Here is an 18,389-nt window from a genome sequence, read left to right on the forward strand (position 1 = left end):
GATCTGTACGCACACTCGAAGGCTTACCGCAGCGGGCTGACCGTTGCGGTCAGGTGCGGGTAGCCCTTCGAGAGGTTCCGCAGGGTCAACTCCCAGCCGTCGGCGTCGCGCTCGACGTAGAGCCCGGCCTTGGCAGGCAGCACCACGGGCTTGGCGAACCGCACCGAGTACTTGACCGCATCGGGGAGCTGTCCCTCGATGTTCGCCAGCACCGCTGCCGCACTGAACATCCCGTGTGCGATGACGGTCGGGAAGCCGAACAGCTTGGCGGCGATCGCGTTGGTGTGGATCGGGTTGTGGTCCCCGCCGATCGACGCGTAGTTCCGGATCTGGCCCGCGGTGATGTTCAGAACCGCGTTGGGCGGCGGCAGCTTCGGCTGCTTCTGCGGTTCCGGCTTGGGCTCACCGGACAGGCTGGTCCGCTGCTGGTGCAGGAACGTCGTCACCTGGTGCCAGGCGGTGTCGTTGCCGACCTTGAGTTCGGTGACGATGTCGACCAGCAGGCCCTTGCGGTGTTCACGCAGGTTCTCCGCATGCACGGCCGCGCTGACGGCGTCGGTCACCTTGATCGGCTTGTACTGGGTGATGTGGTTTTCGATGTGCACCGAACCCATTGCGGCGAACGGGAAATCGAATCCGGTGACCAGTGACATCACCGTCGGGAAGGTCAGCGCGAACGGGTAGGTCAGCGGCAGGGTGTCGCTGAACCGCAGCCCGGTCACCTGCGCATAGGCGGCAACGTTGGCCGGGTCGATGGGCAGGTTGTCGACCGTGACGGTGCGGGCCGGCAGGGTCTCGTCGCGCGGGATGAACGGCAGGGCGCCGACGACGGCGCGCAGCATGTTGTTCACCGGTCACGCCCCCAACATGGCCTGGCCGCAGACGCGGATGGTGTTGCCGGTGACCGCATTCGACGCGGGGCTCGCGAAGTAGGCGATCAGTTCGGCCACATCCACCGGCTTCCCGCCCTGGAACAGCGAGTTCAGCCGGCGGCCGACCTCACGGGTGGCCAGCGGGATGGCGTCGGTCATCTTGGTCTCGATGAAGCCGGGGGCCACGGCGTTGATCGTGATGCCCTTCTCGCCCAGCACCGGTGCCAGCGCATCGGTCAGCCCGATCATGCCGGCCTTGGTGGCGGCGTAGTTGGTCTGCCCGCGGTTACCGGCGATGCCCGCCATCGAGGACAACCCGATCACCCGGCCGCCCTCGCCGAGCGTGCCGCTGGCAACCAGGCCCTCGGTGAGTCGCTGCGGGGCAAGAAGATTCACCGCGATCACGGAATCCCAGCGGCTCTCGTCCATGTTGGCGAGCAGCTTGTCGCGGGTGATGCCGGCGTTGTTGACCAGCACGTCGACCTTGCCGCCGTGCTGTGCGGTGACGTGGGCGATTATGGCGTCGACTGCATCTTCTGAGGTGACGTCCAGCGTCAGCGCGCTGCCGCCGACCTTCTCGGCGACCTTGCCCAGATCTTCAGCGGCCTGGGGTACGTCCACCGCGACCACGGTGGCGCCGTCCCGCGCGAACACCTCGGCGATGGTTGCACCGATGCCGCGGGCCGCACCCGTCACCACGGCGACCTTGCCGGCCAGCGGCTTGTCCCAATCGGCCGGCGGGGTCGAGTCGGCGGCGCCCACGCGGTACACCTGTCCGTCGACGTAGGCCGACTTGGCGGAGAGGATGAAGCGCAGGGTGGACTCCAGGCCGGTGACGGCGGGCTTGGCGTCGGCGGCCAGGTACACCAGCGACGCCGTGGCGCCGCGCTGCAGTTCCTTGCCCAGTGAGCGGGTGAAGCCCTCGAGGGCGCGCTGCGCGATCTGGGCGTTGACACTGCCGGCCTGATCCGGGGTGGTGCCGATGACGACCACGCGGGCGCACGACGCGAGGTTGCGCAGCACCGGGGTGAAGAACTGGTAGAGCTCCTTGAGGCCGGCGGCGTCGGCGATGCCGGTGGCGTCGAGCACCACGCCGCCGAACGAATCGGCCCAGCGGCCGCCGATGTTGTTGGACACCACGTCGTAGTCACCGGCCAGCGCTGCGCGCAGGGGCTCCACGACGCGGCCCTCACCGCCGATCAGCAGAGAGCCGGCCAGCGGCGGCTGTCCGGGGCGATAGCGGCGCAACGTTTCGGGCTGCGGCACGCCCAGCTGCTTGGCCAGGAACGATCCCGGCCCGGAGTTGACCACTTGGGAGAACAGGTCGGAAGCCACTTCAGCTGCCTTTCGCTTCGCAGTACTGCGTTGTCCACACCGAACTTACTCCAGAGTAAGAACAGTGGGTAATATGGCCCCGGACAACCCGACAGTGGAGGGCAAACAGATGGCCAACAACACGACCCGGCGACGCGTTGCCGTTTTGGGTGGCAACAGGATTCCGTTCGCGCGGTCCGACGGCGCCTATGCCAACGCCTCCAACCAGGACATGTTCACCGCCGCTCTGGACGGACTGATCGAGCGTTTCGATCTGGCCGGTGAGCAGCTCGGTGCGGTGATCGGCGGCGCGGTGCTCAAGCACAGCCGCGACTTCAATCTGATGCGCGAATGCGTGCTGGGCAGCTCGTTGTCGCCGTACACCCCGGCCTTCGACCTTCAGCAGGCCTGCGGCACCGGCCTGCAGTCCGCGATCGTCGCTGCCAACGCCATTGCGCTGGGACAATACGAATCCGCGGCCACCGGTGGTGTGGACACGGCATCGGACGCCCCGATCGCGTTCGGCAACGACCTGCGGCAGGTCCTGCTGGGCCTGCGCCGGGCGAAGTCCAACCTGGACCGGCTCAAGCTGGTCGGCAAGCTGCCGGCCGCCCTGGGCGTGGAGATCCCGGTCAACAGCGAGCCGCGCACCGGGATGTCGATGGGCGAGCACGCCGCGGTGACCGCCAAGAAGATGGGCATCAAGCGCGTCGACCAGGACGAACTGGCCGCCGCCAGCCACCGCAACATGGCCGCCGCCTACGACCGGGGCTTCTTCGACGACCTGGTAACCCCGTTCCTCGGGCTGTACCGGGACAACAATCTGCGGGCTGATTCGTCGGTGGAGAAGCTGGCCAAGCTCAAGCCGGTGTTCGGCGTCAAGGCCGGTGACGCGACCATGACCGCGGGCAACTCGACCCCGCTAACCGACGGCGCCTCGGTGGCGTTGTTGTCGAGTGAGGACTGGGCCCAGGCGCATGGACACGAACCGTTGGCCTACTTCGTCGACGGCGAAACCGCGGCGGTGGATTACGTCAACGGGCCCGACGGCCTGCTGATGGCGCCGACGTATGCGGTGCCCCGGCTGCTCGCCCGCAACGGGCTGACCCTGCAGGACTTCGATTTCTACGAGATCCACGAGGCGTTCGCCTCGGTGGTGCTGGCCACGCTGGCGGCCTGGGATTCCGACGAGTACTGCAAGGAGCGCCTCGGCCTGGACAAGGCGCTGGGCAGCATCGACCGCACCAAGCTCAACGTCAACGGTTCCTCGCTGGCCGCGGGTCATCCGTTCGCGGCCACCGGCGGCCGGATCGTCGCGCAGCTGGCCAAGCAGCTGGCCGAGAAGAAGAAGGAAACAGGCAAGCCGGTGCGCGGCCTGATCTCCGTCTGCGCGGCGGGTGGGCAGGGCGTCACAGCGATTTTGGAGGCGTGACCTCCAGAAACCGCAGGCCGAAAAACATCCGAAAAGTTTCTTTCGGGGATGTGTAACGGCTGCGGCATAGAGGTCGATACATGGGTAGCTCCGTGTTGCCGTCTGACCCCCCGACCCGACGGCAACACGGGGCGACCTAGCTTCGAATTCTCGGCAAAATTCGGCCGTACTTTTCTCTGGTTTGAGGGGTACCCGAGGCGTACGATCGAGCCTACGACGGGTTCGGGAGTGACTGATCCAAAGAGTCGGTACAGGGGTGAAAGACCGGCTGCGTGAGACGAATTGAAACGCCCCCAAGTGTCCTCCCGAACCCGCCCTTTTTTGTCTGAAGGACCGCCTCTTCTGGCCCCATCCGGCCCGCCCTCCGCATAGCGTGGTGCCATGCAGATCAGCCTCATCGCCTCGCTCAGTGACACCGGCGGCCGCTCCCCGGTCGACGCCACCGTAGAGAATCTCGCGCAACTGCACGAAGAGGGATTCCGGCGGGTCTGGATGACACAGATGCCCTATGAACCGGACCTGCTGACCGTTCTCGCGGTCGCGTTCCGCGAAGTCCCCGGGATCGAGGTGGGCACCGGTGTCATCCCCATCCAGAATCAACACCCGATGCTGCTGGCCCAACGTGCGCTCACGCTCAGCCTGATCAGCGGGGGCCGCTTCCTGCTCGGCCTCGGCATGACGCACGCGGCGGTGACCGAGGGCATGTGGGGCATTCCGTGGGACAAGCCGGTCCGTCGGCTCCGCGAGTATCTCGACGGGTTGCAGCCCCTGCTCGACGGCGAGCCCGCTGACGCGCCGGGCGAGACGGTGACCACTCGGGGCGCACTGCAGATCCCGGGGGCGTCGGCACCCGAGGTGTACATCGCCGCACTGGGGCCGCAACTGCTCAAACTGGCGGGACGTCGCACCGCGGGCACCGTCACCTGGATGACGGGTCCGACCACGCTGGCCGATCATGTTGTCCCGACGCTGCGCGACGCGGCCGGGGACCGTCCGGTCCGGGTGGTGGCGGCACTTCCGGTCAGCGTCACCGATGACGTCGACGGGGCCCGGGCCCAGGCCGCCAAACAGTTCGCGATGTACGGGCATCTGCCGTCCTACCGGGCCATGCTCGACCGGGAGGGCTACGCCGGTCCCGAGGACGCCGCGATCATCGGCGACGAAAGCACCGTGGCTGAACGTATTCGGGCGCTCGGCGGGGTGGGCGTGGACGAATACGTCGGGGTGGTGTTCGACGCATCGCCCGAAACCAGGGCCCGCACGCGGGCGCTGCTGCGTTCACTCGACAGCTGACGGTGTGGCCAGCCACACCCCGAATTGGCCGGACAGCACCATCGCCCGGTGCCAACGTATCCGGCAACGATGATGACCGTGACCACCACCGTAATCAGTTCAACCTCCGCACCCGAAGACCGGCGCCGAACACTGAGAACGCCGTTCACCGCGGCAGCGAGCCGTGGCTATCTCTATTTCCTGCTGGTGAGCGTCCTGGCTCTCGTCGGCGTGGTCTACCTGTTCGTGACCGGCCTGACTTCCGGGTTGTTGCTCATCACCCTGGTCGGCATACCCCTGCTGGCGCTCGTCGTGCTGTCCGGGCGACGGTGGAATGCGCTGTACCGGTCGTTGGCCCGGCTGGTCGGCGTCACCATCGACCCGCCTGCGCCGTTCGCCCGGCTGTCCAGTTGGCCACAGACCGCGGCCGCTGCGCTGACCGACGGTGTCGGCTGGCGCAGTCTGGGTTTCCTTCTGCTGCAGAGCATCGTGATGACACCTCTCGGATACGGGGTCGTGCTGGGAGTCGTGATATCGGCGGTCCTCGTCGTCTCTCCGGTGATCTGGGCGATCACCGGAGAATCGATCGTCAGCTTCGGCGAACCCGTGGACTCCCTCGGTATCTACCTACTGCTGTCCGCGGGTGGACTGCTCGCGCTGTATCTGTTGGCGTGGGTCATGATCGGTATCGGACGTGCCCATGTCTGGCTGGCCGAAGCGCTGCTCGCCCCGAACGACCGCGAACGCCGGGTCGGCGAACTGGAGCGGGCCCGTGCCGATGTCGTCGACGATTCGGCGGCGACGCTGCGCCGCGTCGAGCGTGATCTGCACGACGGGACCCAGGCCAGGCTGATCGCGGTGGCGATGACGCTGGCGCGCGCCGAGGAACAGTTGGCCGACCCCGACAAGGCCGACCGGGTCCGGCGACTGGTCTCCGATGCGCTGGCGAACACCAAGGACACGCTGACCGAACTACGTGACCTCGTCCGCGGAATCCGGCCGCCCGCATTGGATCTCGGCCTGGTGCCGGCAGTGCAGACGCTGGTGGCGCGCAACCCGATCCCCGTCGAGCTGGTCGACGATCTCGCCGTACGGCCGTCGTTGGGTGTGGAGACGCTGGCCTACTTCTGTGTGGCCGAGTTGCTCGCCAACGTATCGAAGCATTCCGGTGCCACCCAGGCCACAGTGCGGCTGCACAGCGATGCCGACGAACTGCGGATCACCGTGGCGGACAACGGGTCAGGTGGGGTGGAGCCTGCCAACGGCTCCGGGTTGACCGGACTGGCCGATCGGCTGCGGATGGTTGACGGCCGGCTGGACATCGATGGCCCCGCCGGCGGGCCCACCACGGTGACTGCCGTCGTACCGTCGGGAACGCAGCGGTGACCCGGTTGGCGATCGCCGAGGACAATGCCATCCTGCGTGACGGCCTGACCCAGTTGCTCGTCGAACGCGGGCACGAGGTTGTGGCCAAGGTGGGCACGGCCGAGGGGATCCGGGAGATCGCCGAGACGCTGCGGCCGGAAGTGTTCGTCATCGACATCCGCATGCCGCCGACGTTCACCGACGAGGGGCTGATCGCGGCGGTCTCGTTGCGGCGCTCGCATCCGGATGTCGGTGTCCTGGTGTTCTCGCAGTGGGTCGAGACCCGTTATGCCGCTGAGTTGTTGGCCGGGAACCCAGAAGGGGTGGGCTATCTGCTCAAGGACCGGGTGGCCGACATCGCCGAGTTCGACGCCGCGGTGCGGCGTGTCGCCACCGGGGGTACCGCGCTGGATCCGGAAGTGGTGCGCCAGCTGATGGGAACCCGGCGCAGCGGTGATGCGCTGGCCCGGTTGACTCCCCGCGAACGCGAGGTTCTCGCCCTGATGGCCGAGGGGCACTCGAACAGTGCCCTGGCCGAACATCTTTCGATCTCCGAGCGTGCCGTGGAGAAGCACATCGGCAGTATCTTCACCAAGCTCGACCTGCCGCCGTCGACCGCGCATCACCGCCGCGTGCTGGCGGTCGTCACCTACCTGAACTCCTGAGCGCCGGGATGATTGTCGCCGATCTGTCGGTTGCAACCCATGCATCACCGCAGAAACGGAGGCCACAGTGCCCGCAACGCCACCAACGGCGGACAGTCTGAGCATTCTCGTCATCGGGACGGGTGAACTCGGTGCCAGTGTGTTGTCCGCACTCACCCGCCACCTCGCAATCCATCCCGGCGCCGCAAGCATCGCGGTGCTGCTGCGGCCATCGGGAGCAGGTACCGATGGGGAACACGACGCGCGCAGCGAGGAACTAGCCAAGGCGGGTATCGCCATCGAGCAGGCCGACGTCGCGACGGCGTCGGTGGCCGAGCTCGCGGCCGTGATGGGCCGCTACCACACCGTCATCAGCTGCGTCGGTTTCGCGGCCGGGCCCGGCACGCAGCGCAAACTCGCTCAAGCCGCCCTCACCGCCGGGGTATCGCGGTTCTTCCCGTGGCAGTTCGGCGTCGACTACGACGAGATAGGGCGCGGTAGCCCGCAGACGCTGTTCGACGAGCAGCTCGACGTGCGCGACCTGCTGCGGGGCCAGCACGCCACGGAGTGGGTGATCATCTCCACCGGCATGTTCACCAGTTTCCTGTTCGAACCCGAGTTCGCTGTCGTGGATCTGGCTGCCGAGACCGTGCATGCGCTGGGAAGCTGGGACAACCGAGTCACCCTCACCACCCCAGAAGATATCGGCGTGCTCACCGCCGACATCGTCTTCGCCGAACCGCGTATTCGCGACACCGTCGTCTATCTCGCGGGGGACACCGTCAGCTACCGCGAACTCGCCGATATCGTCGATCGCGTCCGTGCGACATCGGTAACCCGCACCCTCTGGAGCACCGACTTCCTGATCGACCGGCTACGGCAGGATCCCGAGGACACGATGAGCAAATACCGGGCGGTGTTCGCCCGCACCAATGGTGTTGCCTGGCCGAAGGATCAGTCGTACAACGCCGTTCGCGGTATCAGGACCACGACCGCCGAGGAATGGGCCCGAGCGAACCTGGTGTGACACCGGCTCACGCCGGAGCCTGGCTCGATGTTGTCGGCTCGGGTTCTGGTTCGAGCAGTTTGCGAACCGAGGTGCGCGATCCGTACGGGCGCAACATGCGGCTGGCCGGACGGGGCCGCACGATCTGTGGCCACCAGAACCACCGGCCGAGCAGCGCCGCGATGGACGGTGTCATGAACGACCGCACGATCAGGGTGTCGAAGAGCAGCCCGAGCCCGATGGTGGTACCGATCTGACCGAGGACGATGAGATCGCTGAAGATGAACGAGGACATGGTGGCCGCGAACACCAGGCCGGCGGCGGTCACCACCCGGCCGGTCCCGGCCATGGCGCGGATGACGCCGGTTTTGAGCCCGGCCCCGATCTCTTCCTGGAACCGGGATATCAGTAGTAGGTTGTAGTCCGCTCCGACCGCCAGCAGCAGGATGATGGCCAGTGCCAGCACGATCCAGTACAACTGGATGCCGAAGATGTACTGCCACACCAGGACCGACAGGCCGAACGATGCCCCCAACGACAGCACGACGGTGCCGACGATGACAAGCGCCGCGACAATGCTACGGGTGATGAACATCATGATGAGCAGGATGAGGCTGATCGCTGCCAGCGCGGCGATGAGCAGGTCGTATTTGGCGCCGTCCTGAATGTCCTTGTACGCCGAAGCGGTTCCGGCCACATAGATCTTGGCGTCCGACAGAGGCGTGGCCTTGATCGCGTCGAACGCGGAGTCCTTGAGCGCGTCGATGTGTGAGATGCCTTCGGGCGTGGCGGGAGTGCCCTCATGCGTGATGATCATGCGGGCAGCTTTGCCGTCGGGTGACATGAACAGTTTCAGGCCACGTTTGAAGTCGGGATTGTCGAACGCTTCCGGCGGCAGATAGAACGAGTCGTCATTCTTGGCGGAGTCGAAGGCCTGTCCCATCGCGGTCGAGTTCTCGAGGGCTTCCTGGGACTGCGAGTTGGTTCCGGCCGTGGTGGCGTAGTTGGACAGGGTCAGATCGCGGTTGCGCTCCTGGATGGCGATCTGCGGTGGGAGCAGCGCAACGAGTTTCGGCTGGAGGGCGTCGAGCTTGTCCAAACTCGCTGTGATCTGACCGAACTGGTCGCTGAGCTTGTCGATGCCGTCGAGTGCGTCGAACACCGATCTCAGCGCCGCGCACATGGGGATGTCGAAGCAGTGCGGTTCCCAGTAGAAGTAGTTGCGCAGCGGGCGGAACTGATCGTCGAAGTTGGCGATCTTGTCGCGCAGGTCGTTCACGATCGCGACGGTGTCGTGGAAGGCCTGGGTCTGCTCGTGGGTGGCGGCAGCACTGGCCTGCTGCAACGAGACCTGCTGCTTGAGGATGTTGATCGTGTTCGACAGCTCGTTGGCCTGTTTGAGCAGATCGGCGGCGCGGTCCTGCTGATAGCCCAGGTTCATGATCTGGCTGGCACTTTGCGCACTGATCTGAAATGGGATGGAGCTGTGCTTGATCGGCGTGCCCAGTGGTCGGGTGATCGACTGGACCAAGGCAATGCCGCGAGTGTGCAGAACCGCTTTCGCGATGCGTTCGAGCACCAGCATGTCGGCGGGCGTCCGCATGTCGTGGTCGGCTTCGACCATCAGTAGCTCGGGGTTCAGCCGGGCCTCGGAGAAGTGACGCGTGGCGGCTGCGTAGCCGACGTTCGCCGGTGCTGATTCAGGTAGGTACGGGCGGCCGTCGTAGCTGGTCTTGTACCCCGGCAGGGCGAGAAGGCCGATGAGCGCGATCAGGCACGACACCACCAGGATGGGGCCGGGCCACCGCACGATCGCGGTGCCGATGCGGCGCCAGCGCGGTGCGCGTGGATTGCGTTTGGGCTCAAGGAGTCCGAACCGGCTGCCGATGGTCAGTACGGCGGGCCCAAGCGTCAGCGCGGCCACCAGTGTCACGAGCACGCCGATGGCGGCGGGTATGCCCAGGGTCTGGAAGTAGGGCAGTCGGGTGAAGTGCAGGCAGGCCACGGCGCCGGCGATGGTCAGCCCGGAGCCGACGATGACGTGCACGGTGCCGCGAAACATGTCGTAGTACGCGGCTTCCCGTTCCATGCCACGGCTACGAGCTTCGTGATAGCGACCGACGATGAAGATGCCGTAGTCCGTGCCCGCGGCGATCGCCAACAGCGTCAGCAGGTTCGTCGAATAGGTGGACAGGCCGATGACCCCGGAGTGCGCGAGCGCGGCGACGACGCCTCGAGCGGCCGCCAGTTCGATGAGGACCGTGACGAGCATGAGGAGCATCGTGACGAGGGATCGGTAGACGACGAGCAGCATCACCGCGATCACCAAGAAGGTTATGCCGGTGACCTTTTCGGTGCCCTCGCTGCCGACCTCGAAGTTGTCGGTGATGAGCGGTGCGGCGCCGGTGACGTAGGCCTTGACCCCGGGCGGTGGCGGGACGCTGGCGACGATCTCGCGAATGGCGTCCACGGACTGGTTGGACAACGCCTCGCCCTGGTTACCGGCCAGGTACACCTGCACCAGAGCGGCTTTGCCGTCCTTGCTCTGCGAGCCGCCGGCCGTGAGCGGATCACCCCAGAAGTCCTGGATGTGCTCGACGTGCTCGGTGTCCTCGGCCAGCCGCTTCACCAGGGTGTCGTAGAAGCGGTGGGCGTCGTCGCCGAGAGGCTGGTCGCCCTCGAGCACGATCATGGCCGCGCTGTCGGAGTTGAACTCGTCGAAGACCTGGCCGATGTGTCGCATCGCCATGGTCGATGGCGCGTCGGGCGCGTTCAGCCCCACCGAGCGTGCTGCCCCGACGACCTCCAGCTGTGGCACAAGGATGTTCGTCAGTGCGGCGATGGCGACCCACACGAGCACGATCGGTACGGCGAGCACACGGATGGTCCGCGCCGTCCTGGAGCCGCCGACTTCATCTTCTGCGTGCCGGCTGCTCATGCGGACTTGTCCAAGCAGGCGATGTAACCGTTCACGTTGCTCGTGGACCTTTCGTCCTTGACCACGCCATTGACGGTGATGCGGCACCCGATGGTGTCGCCGTCCCCTTGTGCCCTGAGGTCGGCGAACATCGTCGGGTCATCCGTGACCAGGGTTTGTGACCACGGCAGGGCCACATCGTCGACCCGCTGGGGTTGTGCGTCGATGTCCAGGTAGTTGATGGTGGCGACCGAACCGGGTGATCCGAACACTTCGAAGAGAACCCGTTTCGGGTTGTAGCCGGTGTTCTCCAGGGTGTCGGCGCTGGGGCGCGACACCTCGTTGTCGGAACCGAATATGCCGTGCAACCGGTCGACGGTGAAGGCGACGACCGCCACCACCAGGACGGCAACGATCACCGTCCAGCGCCGCCTGACCAGGCTGCCTACCGAGATCCCCTGCATCTCAGAGCCTTTCGACAACGGGCGCCCCGCGCGCCTTGAGGCGGATGTCTTTGGCCGTACCAAGTATCTGAACGGTACCGTACGGTACTATCCTGGACGGGGCAAGACTTACGGCCGATGGACATCGGCTCCCGCTACCGAAAGGTTTCCCCGCGTGGCATCCGCTTCGACGCACGACGTCTCACCGCCGGCTCCGGCGTCGCAGTGGACTGAGCGCGAGGCCGAGCTGCTTGCGGTGACGCTGCGGCTGTTGCAGCAGCACGGCTACGACCGGTTGACCGTGGAAGCCGTTGCGACCGAAGCCAAGTCCAGCAAGGCCACCATCTACCGCCGGTGGCCGTCGAAGACCGAGCTCGTGCTGGCGGCCTTCATCGAGGGCACCCGGGTTCAGCTGGTCCCGCCCTGCACCGGCTCGCTACGCACCGACCTGCTCAGCATCGGGGCTTCGGTGTGTGCACAGGCACGCGAACACGGCAGCACCATGAGCGCGATCATGTCCGAGGTGGCGCACAGCCCGGAGTTGAGTGCGGCCCTGCAGAACCAGTTCGTGCTGCAGCGCAAGAAACTGATGGCCGACGTTCTGGCCAATGCGGTGGAGCGGGGCGAGATCGAGGCCGCGGCGGTCCACGACGAGCTTTGGGACGTGATGCCGGGGTATCTGGTGTTTCGATCCCTGATCCCCGGACGTCCGCCGACCGAGGCGACGGTTCGCGCGCTCGTCGACGATGTGTTGATGCCCAGCCTGACCCGCTTCTGAACTCTGTTACTCCGTTGATCCGTTCTGGGCAGCGACGCCTATGTTGTTGATCATGCCGGTGAAGATGATGCCGTGGAACGGCAGGAGCGAGTACCAATAGGCTCGTCCGGCAAGCCCTTTCGGAAAAAATATGGCTCGCTGGTGCAGCCGGGTGGCGTGCTTGCCGCGAGGTTCGAGTCGCCATTCGAGCCAGGCATTGCCGGGCGTGCGCATCTCTGCACGCAACCTCAACAAGTGCGGCCGCTCGATGCGTTCGACACGCCAGAAGTCCAGGGCGTCACCGGTGTGCAGGGTGTGAGGGTTGCGGCGACCGCGAGACAGACCGACGCCCCCGGCAAGTCGATCCAGCCATCCGCGAATGGTCCAGGCCAGCGGAAATGAGTACCAACCGTTCTCACCGCCGACCCCCTCGACAACCTCCCACACGTGCTCGATCGCTGCGTTGCAGTCGAGGCTGCGCTCATCTGTGTAGATCGCTTCGCCGGCCCAACTGGGATCAGAGGGCAGCGGGTCGGCGGGTGCACTGGTGGGAGACGCATTGGCCCATGTGGTTTCGACTTCACCGGTCTCGATGCGACGGAGTGCGAGTGCAACGGCGTCCCGATATCGGGTCGCCCCTGTCGGTGGCGGCGCGATAATCGAATCGATGTCGTGCTCAGTGGCAACGGCGTCGGTGCTGAGAGATTCGATCAGGGCGCGTCCGATTTTCGGGGGCACAGGGGTGACCAGCCCGATCCACAGTCCGGCGAGTTTCGGTGTCAGAACGGGGAGTACGAGAATCCGTCGTCGGGCCAGGCCCGCGACATCGGCATAGATTTGCATCATTTCGCCATACCGCAAGACATCGGGGCCGCCGATGTCGTAGGCGCGGCTGCGCGGAAGTTCCGCGGTGGCGGCTTCCAGCAGGTAGTACATGACATCGCGAACCGCAATCGGCTGTATGCGGTTGTTGACCCAGCGCGGCGTGGTCATCACAGGCAGCCTGTTGGCCAGATGCCGGATCATCTCGAAAGACGCCGACCCGGATCCGATGACCACGCCTGCCTGCAGGATCAGCGTCGGGATGCCCGAGTTCAGCAGTATCTCCCCGACCTGGCCGCGTGAGCGTAGATGCATCGAAAGTCGATCCGATTCCGGATGCAAGCCGCCGAGATAGACGATGCGTCGCACTCCGGCGCGGGTGGCCGCACTGACGAGGTTCTCTGCGCTGCGTCTCTCGGATTCGATGAACTCTCCGCCTGCGTTCATCGAGTGCACGAGGTAATAGACGACATCGATGTCGCGGCAGGCTTCGTCGAGCGTGTCCGGCTCGGTGAGATCGCCGCGAACGACGTCCACGTCCGATGCCCAGGGCACATCGCTGATCTTGTCGGGGTTGCGAGCCATTGCCCGCACCCGGTGGCCGGCCTGTATCAACCGGGGAACCAGGCGGCCGCCGATGTATCCGGTCGCGCCGGTAACCAGAACACGCAAGGAGGTGGCGGAGTTCGCCGGATTTGTCACGGGTTCTCCTCGCAAGATGCCAGAGCCGGCCCGAAGCCGGCCGACTGAGGACGACCGATGGGTGGATTACTCGTCGCGACCGGGATGCCCACACGACAAACGAGGTAAACCCGTTGGCTGTCAGGACACCTCACGGCGGCGGCGCCACCACACCAGCAGGCCGACTGCCGCCAGAACTGCGATCACAGCGGCGGCCGGCACCGCCGGCTTGGACCTTGCGGCCTCGGTTGCGGCGTGAGCCCGGTCGACGACGGCATCCTTCGTCTCGGCGGCCTTGTCCTGCGCGCGGCCCTTGACGTCGAGTTTGTCGGACAGCGCGGCCACTGTCTCGCCCAACTCACTGCGCGTCTTGTCGATGTCGGACTGCAGTTCATCGATTCCGGCGTCCGGCCCCGGTTCGGGCGGAAGGCGATCAGCGTCGGCCATGTCGTGCCTCCTTGAGCTCATCGAGATCCTGCTTGACGCTGTCTACTGACTCGGCGGCCGGCGGCGGAACTTGCTTCGCCTGGCTGCGGCTGACGACTGCGGCCACTGCGGCACCGATGAACAGCACCGCGGCCACGATGACCGCGGCGGCCCAGACCGGCAGGGCCAGCGCGATCGCCGCAACCGCGGCGGCAATGACCGTCATGAGTCCCAGCACTGTCAGCAGACCGGCGGCGCTGATCAGTCCCGCGCCGACTCCGGCGTGACGCGCGGATTCCTGAAACTCCCTCTGCGCCAACCGCAACTCGTCGCGAACCAGACGTGTCGTCTGCTCCTGCAATTGGCCGAGGAGCTGAGCCGTCGACGCTTCACTGATTGATTTTGACTCGGTAGTCATCGTTGGGCCTTCCCCATGCGTACTACTTCTTCCACAGCTGTGCCCGACGTGGGGCCGGGCGAAACCTCGAAAGGGCATCTATGCCGTTAGAACCGTTCGGTTCGGGGTACCCGCACGTCAGCCCGAAAGCCGTTTCTTTCGGGCTGGTGCCGACGCGAGGAGGAGCCGTGAGCCGACTCTCGAAGATGCTTTACATGCCGCTGTCCATGGCGACGAGTGTGGGCGGGGGCCTATTGGCCGGCGCGTTGTTCACCCAGATCTGGAAACGCATCGATCAGCCGAATCTCGAACCGCCCGACCCCAAGGATCTCGAACGGTCCGGCGCCAAAGCCTTGACGGCGGCAGCTATTCAGGGATTGGTGTTCGGCCTGGTCCGCGCCGCCGTCGACCGGGCAGGGGCCAAGAGCTATCGGGCGCTCGCCCATGAATCACCGGTCTGAGACGGACCGGCTATCCGGTCGGGTGGCTGACGATCTTCCGTAGTCGGGTTCCGGTCGGATAAGTGAGCACCATCGGCTCACCGGTGTCGCCCACCGGCTCAGACCTCAGGATCACCCTCGGTTGTTCACCCGTGGTGAGTTCGTTGCGTAGCTCGGCTTTTCGCAACGCGGAAGACGTGAGTGCGCGGGTCGTCGTCACCGGACATCGACAGGGTGTCTCCGACGCGGATATGTTCCACGGCGACGTCTTCCACGCTGTACTCGGCCGAATCATTCTGCCCCGTCATTCGGACCAGGCCCGCCGGCTGGTTGCGCGGACGCGGCTGACGGCGACGTGGTGCGACCCGTCGCAGCGTGCGGCAGGGGTGAGCGGGTCATATCGGCCGCCGGCGCGGTTGATGTGTCGGCCGAGCGCACGTTTTTGCTGCTTGGTCAGCGAGCGGTCACGGCGGGCCAGGCGATCCAGTTGCTGCCAGCTCAGTCCGTCGAGTTCACCGTCGGCGTCATGCGTGGCGACGACGACACACCCGCGCAGCAGAGGAACCGTCTTGGGAGTGAAAGCTGTTGTGGCCAGCAGGAGTTCGGTTGCCTTGCGGTTCACGTGGCGCTGGCACGAGTGGGTTGACGGGCTGAACCAGAAGTCGAACTGCCGATCGGCGGAGGTCAGGCAGTGCAGCCCGTGGTCGTGGACGAGTTGGTTTATGTCGGCGGTGGTGTAGGCCCGGGTTTCATACACGGCGCCATAGACGCTGAAATATAGGACTGTGTTCATGGTGACGATCCATTCGCCTCTTTCTGCTTCAGCGCGGTCGCAGGTTTGCTCCGCTGATACAGAAGTTACCCATGTGGCAAATGGGATAAACCTCGATAACGATCAGGACACTATCTGCGCACATTAAGTCCGTTGAGTGCCCAGACCGTCAGATACGCCAACCCGAAGAAAGCCGCGACCGCTATCGCCACGCCCGTCGACTGCACGTAGGACAGCGGTGAGCGCATCCAGTCGAACGTCGCCGCGACCACCGCGTCCGGCTGGGTCACCAGATCCCAGGAGTTCCATCGCTGGAACCGCCCGATGACCACACCGACCGCGCACGCCGCAACGGACAAGACGACGGCCAACCAGCCCCAGAAGGCGCCGAATTCGTCGTCCAGGCGCTGATGCACCAGTAGCAGCGACACCACGCCCAGCAGGATCCCCGTCCACGCGGCGAACCCGTACTGCAGCACATGGCGCCACAGCTCGTAGCCCTCACCGAGGTGGACCAGGTCGGTCACCAGATAGGGCGCATTCGGCAGGAATGCCAACCAGGCCGCTCCCAGCGGCAGCAGCCACAGCCGGCGCTCGACCAGATCGAACGCGATCGCGACGACCATCGGGATCCACGCCAGTACGAGGTTCCACACCAGGAACTTGGTCGGGTAGGACATCGGTGCGGCCGGATCGGTGATCCCCAGGGCGAGGGTCAGTGCTGTCGTCGCCATCAACGAGACGACGAGCAGGATGCCACGGGCTTCGGTCATGGGACCAGTTTGCCTGTCTCCCAAATGCAATGAGGCCCCGGGCGAACCCGGGGCCTCATTGTCGGCAGCTTCTTAGAACGCAGCCTCGTCGAGCTCCATCACCTCGTTGTCGATGGTCTCGATGACCTGGCGGGTGCTGGTGAGCAGCGGCAGCATGTTCTTGGCGAAGAACGATGCAGCGGCGATCTTGCCCTCGAGGTAGGTGCGGTCCTCGCCGGTGGCGCCGGCGTCGAGCTTCTCGATCGCGACAGCGGCCTGGCGGGCCAGCAGCCAGCCGAGCAGCAGGTCGCCGACCGACATCAGGAAGCGGACGGAACCGAGACCCACCTTGTAGATGCTGGCGGCATCCTCCTGGGCGGCCATCAGGTACCCGGTGAGGGTGGCGGCCATGCCCTGGACATCGGCCAGCGCGGTGGACAGCAGCTCACGCTCGGTCTTGAGGCGGCCGTTGCCGGTCTCGTTCTTGATGAACTGCTCGATCTCACCGGCCACGAACGCCAGCGCCTGGCCCTTGTCGCGGACGATCTTGCGGAAGAAGAAGTCCTGCGCCTGGATGGCAGTGGTGCCCTCGTAGAGCGAGTCGATCTTCGAGTCGCGGACGTACTGCTCGAGCGGGTAGTCCTGCAGGAAGCCGGAGCCACCGAAGGTCTGCAGCGACTCCTGGCCCAGCAGGACGAAGGCCCGTTCGGAGCCGCAGCCCTTGACGATCGGCAGCAGCAGGTCGTTGACCTTGTGGGCCAGCTCGGGCTCCACCCCGTGGACGGCCTTGGCAACGTCCTCGTCCTGGAAGGTCGCGGTGTAGAGGTAGACGGCGCGCATGCCCTCGGCGTAGGCCTTCTGGGTCATCAGGGACCGGCGCACGTCGGGGTGATGGGTGATGGTGACGCGCGGGGCGGCCTTGTCCATCATCTGGGTCAGGTCGGCACCCTGGACGCGCTCCTTGGCGTACTCGAGGGCGTTCAGGTAACCGGTCGACAGGGTTGCGATGGCCTTGGTGCCCACCATCATTCGGGCCTGCTCGATGACGTCGAACATCTGCGCGATGCCGTTGTGCACCTCGCCGACCAGCCAGCCCTTGGCGGGAACACCGTGCTGACCGAAGGTCAGCTCACAGGTGGTGGAGACCTTCAGGCCCATCTTGTGCTCGACGTTGGTGACGAAGGCGCCGTTGCGCTCGCCCAGCTCACCGGTCTCGAAGTCGAAGAGGAACTTGGGTACGAAGAACAGCGACAGACCCTTGGTGCCCGGGCCGGCGCCCTCGGGGCGGGCCAGCACCAGGTGCATGATGTTCTCGAACAGATCGTCGGAGTCGGCGGACGTGATGAACCGCTTCACGCCGTCGATGTGCCAGGAGCCATCCTCCTGCTGGACGGCCTTGGTGCGGCCGGCGCCCACGTCGGAACCGGCGTCGGGCTCGGTGAGCACCATGGTGGCGCCCCAGCCGCGCTCGGCGCCCAGCACTGCCCACTTCTTCTGCTCTTCAGTGGCGTTGTTGTAGAAGATCTCGCACATGCCCGCGCCCATCGCGTACATGTAGGCCGCGGGGTTGGCGCCGAGGATGTGCTCGATCAGCGCCCACTGCAGGGCACGCGGCACCGGCATACCGCCGAGTTCCTCGGAGAGGCCGACCTTGTCCCAGCCACCCTCGAGGAGGGCGCGCATCGACTTCTTGAACGACTCCGGCAGCGTGACGCTATGGGTCTTGGGATCGAAGACGGGAGGGTTGCGGTCGCCGTCGGCGAACGACTCGGCGATGGGTCCCTCGGCCAGTCGGGCGATCTCCGCGAGCATCTCGCGAGCCGAATCCTGATCGAGATCCGCAAACTTGCCGGTGCCGAACACCTTGTCGATGCCGAACACGTCGAACAGGTTAAAGACCTGGTCACGGACATTGCTCTTGTAGTGGCTCACTTTTCCTCCTTGTGGAATGCCACCTGAGGTTGGGTACTTTGGATAAGTTACCCACCAGTAACTGCGGCTAACTATACCGTTCAGTAACTTCAACGCAAAGAGACTCTGAGCAATTTCTGAAAGCTAATCAACCCAGTGGTTGATC

Annotated in this window: 18 protein-coding genes; 7 read left to right on the forward strand and 11 right to left on the reverse strand. The window is 65.5% G+C overall.

The window, feature by feature from the left end; genetic code table 11:
- Positions 1 to 23 precede the first annotated feature (23 nt).
- Together TX88_RS03625 and TX88_RS03630 are read right to left on the reverse strand one after the other, a co-directional pair.
- The gene (locus TX88_RS03625) at positions 24 to 842 is read right to left on the reverse strand and encodes a MaoC/PaaZ C-terminal domain-containing protein (RefSeq protein ID WP_044519053.1); all 819 of its coding nucleotides are present in this window, start codon (positions 840 to 842) and stop codon (positions 24 to 26) included.
- A 12-nt stretch (positions 843 to 854) separates the two neighbouring features.
- A complete protein-coding gene (locus TX88_RS03630; protein WP_044514730.1) occupies positions 855 to 2,207 on the reverse strand; it encodes a 3-oxoacyl-ACP reductase in 1,353 nt (450 codons plus the stop codon).
- A gap of 73 nt (positions 2,208 to 2,280) precedes the next feature.
- Here TX88_RS03630 and TX88_RS03635 point away from each other — a divergent pair, with 73 nt between their 5' ends.
- The 5 genes from TX88_RS03635 (at position 2,281) to TX88_RS03655 (ending at position 7,926) form a co-directional block, all read left to right on the forward strand.
- On the forward strand, positions 2,281 to 3,618 hold the full coding sequence (locus TX88_RS03635; protein WP_409365844.1) for an acetyl-CoA C-acetyltransferase: 1,338 nt from the start codon (positions 2,281 to 2,283) through the stop codon (positions 3,616 to 3,618).
- Positions 3,619 to 3,999: 381 nt separating this feature from the next.
- On the forward strand, positions 4,000 to 4,911 hold the full coding sequence (locus tag TX88_RS03640) for a TIGR03564 family F420-dependent LLM class oxidoreductase (RefSeq protein WP_044514731.1): 912 nt from the start codon (positions 4,000 to 4,002) through the stop codon (positions 4,909 to 4,911).
- 72 nt (positions 4,912 to 4,983) lie between these two features.
- Positions 4,984 to 6,276, forward strand: coding sequence for a sensor histidine kinase (locus TX88_RS03645; RefSeq protein ID WP_244438471.1), 1,293 nt, complete (start codon positions 4,984 to 4,986; stop codon positions 6,274 to 6,276).
- Positions 6,273 to 6,920, forward strand: coding sequence for a LuxR C-terminal-related transcriptional regulator (locus TX88_RS03650; RefSeq protein ID WP_044514734.1), 648 nt, complete (start codon positions 6,273 to 6,275; stop codon positions 6,918 to 6,920). The genes TX88_RS03645 and TX88_RS03650 overlap by 4 nt, the downstream gene beginning before the upstream one ends.
- A gap of 67 nt (positions 6,921 to 6,987) precedes the next feature.
- On the forward strand, positions 6,988 to 7,926 hold the full coding sequence (locus TX88_RS03655) for an aromatic alcohol reductase (protein ID WP_044514735.1): 939 nt from the start codon (positions 6,988 to 6,990) through the stop codon (positions 7,924 to 7,926).
- Positions 7,927 to 7,933: 7 nt separating this feature from the next.
- On the opposite strand, the gene TX88_RS03660 is transcribed toward TX88_RS03655, so the two are convergent.
- Both TX88_RS03660 and TX88_RS03665 read right to left on the reverse strand, forming a co-directional pair.
- Positions 7,934 to 10,843: an MMPL/RND family transporter gene (locus tag TX88_RS03660; RefSeq protein ID WP_044514737.1), complete on the reverse strand. Its 2,910-nt coding sequence runs from the start codon at positions 10,841 to 10,843 to the stop codon at positions 7,934 to 7,936.
- Positions 10,840 to 11,286, reverse strand: a complete 447-nt coding sequence (locus tag TX88_RS03665) for an MmpS family transport accessory protein (protein ID WP_044514739.1) — start codon at positions 11,284 to 11,286, stop codon at positions 10,840 to 10,842. The genes TX88_RS03660 and TX88_RS03665 overlap by 4 nt, the downstream gene beginning before the upstream one ends.
- Before the next feature lie 154 nt (positions 11,287 to 11,440).
- On the opposite strand from TX88_RS03665, the gene TX88_RS03670 reads away from it, so the two are divergent.
- The gene (locus tag TX88_RS03670; RefSeq protein WP_044514740.1) at positions 11,441 to 12,043 is read left to right on the forward strand and encodes a TetR/AcrR family transcriptional regulator; all 603 of its coding nucleotides are present in this window, start codon (positions 11,441 to 11,443) and stop codon (positions 12,041 to 12,043) included.
- Positions 12,044 to 12,049: 6 nt separating this feature from the next.
- Here TX88_RS03670 and TX88_RS03675 read toward each other — a convergent pair whose 3' ends face one another.
- The 3 genes from TX88_RS03675 to TX88_RS03685 all read right to left on the reverse strand — a co-directional run bounded on the left by TX88_RS03675 (position 12,050) and on the right by TX88_RS03685 (position 14,369).
- Entirely contained in the window at positions 12,050 to 13,546 is a 1,497-nt protein-coding gene (locus TX88_RS03675; RefSeq protein ID WP_044514742.1) for an SDR family oxidoreductase, read from the reverse strand.
- 120 nt (positions 13,547 to 13,666) lie between these two features.
- Positions 13,667 to 13,972 (reverse strand): DUF3618 domain-containing protein, encoded by a 306-nt coding sequence (locus TX88_RS03680; protein WP_044514744.1) that lies wholly within the window; start codon positions 13,970 to 13,972, stop codon positions 13,667 to 13,669.
- Positions 13,959 to 14,369: a phage holin family protein gene (locus TX88_RS03685; protein WP_044514746.1), complete on the reverse strand. Its 411-nt coding sequence runs from the start codon at positions 14,367 to 14,369 to the stop codon at positions 13,959 to 13,961. The genes TX88_RS03680 and TX88_RS03685 overlap by 14 nt, the downstream gene beginning before the upstream one ends.
- A 167-nt stretch (positions 14,370 to 14,536) precedes the next feature.
- Between TX88_RS03685 and TX88_RS03690 the strand changes: the two genes are divergently transcribed.
- Positions 14,537 to 14,809, forward strand: a complete 273-nt coding sequence (locus TX88_RS03690) for a DUF4235 domain-containing protein (protein WP_209446948.1) — start codon at positions 14,537 to 14,539, stop codon at positions 14,807 to 14,809.
- A 10-nt stretch (positions 14,810 to 14,819) separates the two neighbouring features.
- Here TX88_RS03690 and TX88_RS03695 read toward each other — a convergent pair whose 3' ends face one another.
- The 4 genes from TX88_RS03695 to TX88_RS03710 form a co-directional block, all read right to left on the reverse strand.
- Entirely contained in the window at positions 14,820 to 15,008 is a 189-nt protein-coding gene (locus TX88_RS03695; protein WP_244438337.1) for a hypothetical protein, read from the reverse strand.
- An 84-nt stretch (positions 15,009 to 15,092) separates the two neighbouring features.
- Entirely contained in the window at positions 15,093 to 15,581 is a 489-nt protein-coding gene (locus tag TX88_RS03700) for a hypothetical protein (protein ID WP_044514749.1), read from the reverse strand.
- Between the two features lie 110 nt (positions 15,582 to 15,691).
- Positions 15,692 to 16,333, reverse strand: coding sequence for a DUF1361 domain-containing protein (locus TX88_RS03705; protein ID WP_044514751.1), 642 nt, complete (start codon positions 16,331 to 16,333; stop codon positions 15,692 to 15,694).
- Positions 16,334 to 16,405: 72 nt separating this feature from the next.
- Entirely contained in the window at positions 16,406 to 18,244 is a 1,839-nt protein-coding gene (locus TX88_RS03710) for an acyl-CoA dehydrogenase (RefSeq protein WP_044514753.1), read from the reverse strand.
- Positions 18,245 to 18,389: the final 145 nt, after the last annotated feature.

Origin of the sequence: Mycolicibacterium septicum DSM 44393, from assembly GCF_000455325.1 — a bacterium.
Taxonomy (GTDB): Bacteria; Actinomycetota; Actinomycetes; order Mycobacteriales; family Mycobacteriaceae; genus Mycobacterium; species Mycobacterium septicum.

Coding starts and splice junctions, on each gene's coding strand:
- TX88_RS03640 (WP_044514731.1), top strand. CDS start 4,000: ATGCAGATCAGCCTCATCGCCTCGCTCAGTGACACCGGCGGCCGCTCC.
- TX88_RS03705 (WP_044514751.1), bottom strand. CDS start 16,333: ATGACCGAAGCCCGTGGCATCCTGCTCGTCGTCTCGTTGATGGCGACG.
- TX88_RS03665 (WP_044514739.1), bottom strand. CDS start 11,286: ATGCAGGGGATCTCGGTAGGCAGCCTGGTCAGGCGGCGCTGGACGGTG.
- TX88_RS03685 (WP_044514746.1), bottom strand. CDS start 14,369: ATGACTACCGAGTCAAAATCAATCAGTGAAGCGTCGACGGCTCAGCTC.
- TX88_RS03635 (WP_409365844.1), top strand. CDS start 2,281: ATGGCCCCGGACAACCCGACAGTGGAGGGCAAACAGATGGCCAACAAC.
- TX88_RS03645 (WP_244438471.1), top strand. CDS start 4,984: ATGACCGTGACCACCACCGTAATCAGTTCAACCTCCGCACCCGAAGAC.
- TX88_RS03660 (WP_044514737.1), bottom strand. CDS start 10,843: ATGAGCAGCCGGCACGCAGAAGATGAAGTCGGCGGCTCCAGGACGGCG.
- TX88_RS03680 (WP_044514744.1), bottom strand. CDS start 13,972: ATGGCCGACGCTGATCGCCTTCCGCCCGAACCGGGGCCGGACGCCGGA.
- TX88_RS03625 (WP_044519053.1), bottom strand. CDS start 842: ATGCTGCGCGCCGTCGTCGGCGCCCTGCCGTTCATCCCGCGCGACGAG.
- TX88_RS03700 (WP_044514749.1), bottom strand. CDS start 15,581: ATGAACACAGTCCTATATTTCAGCGTCTATGGCGCCGTGTATGAAACC.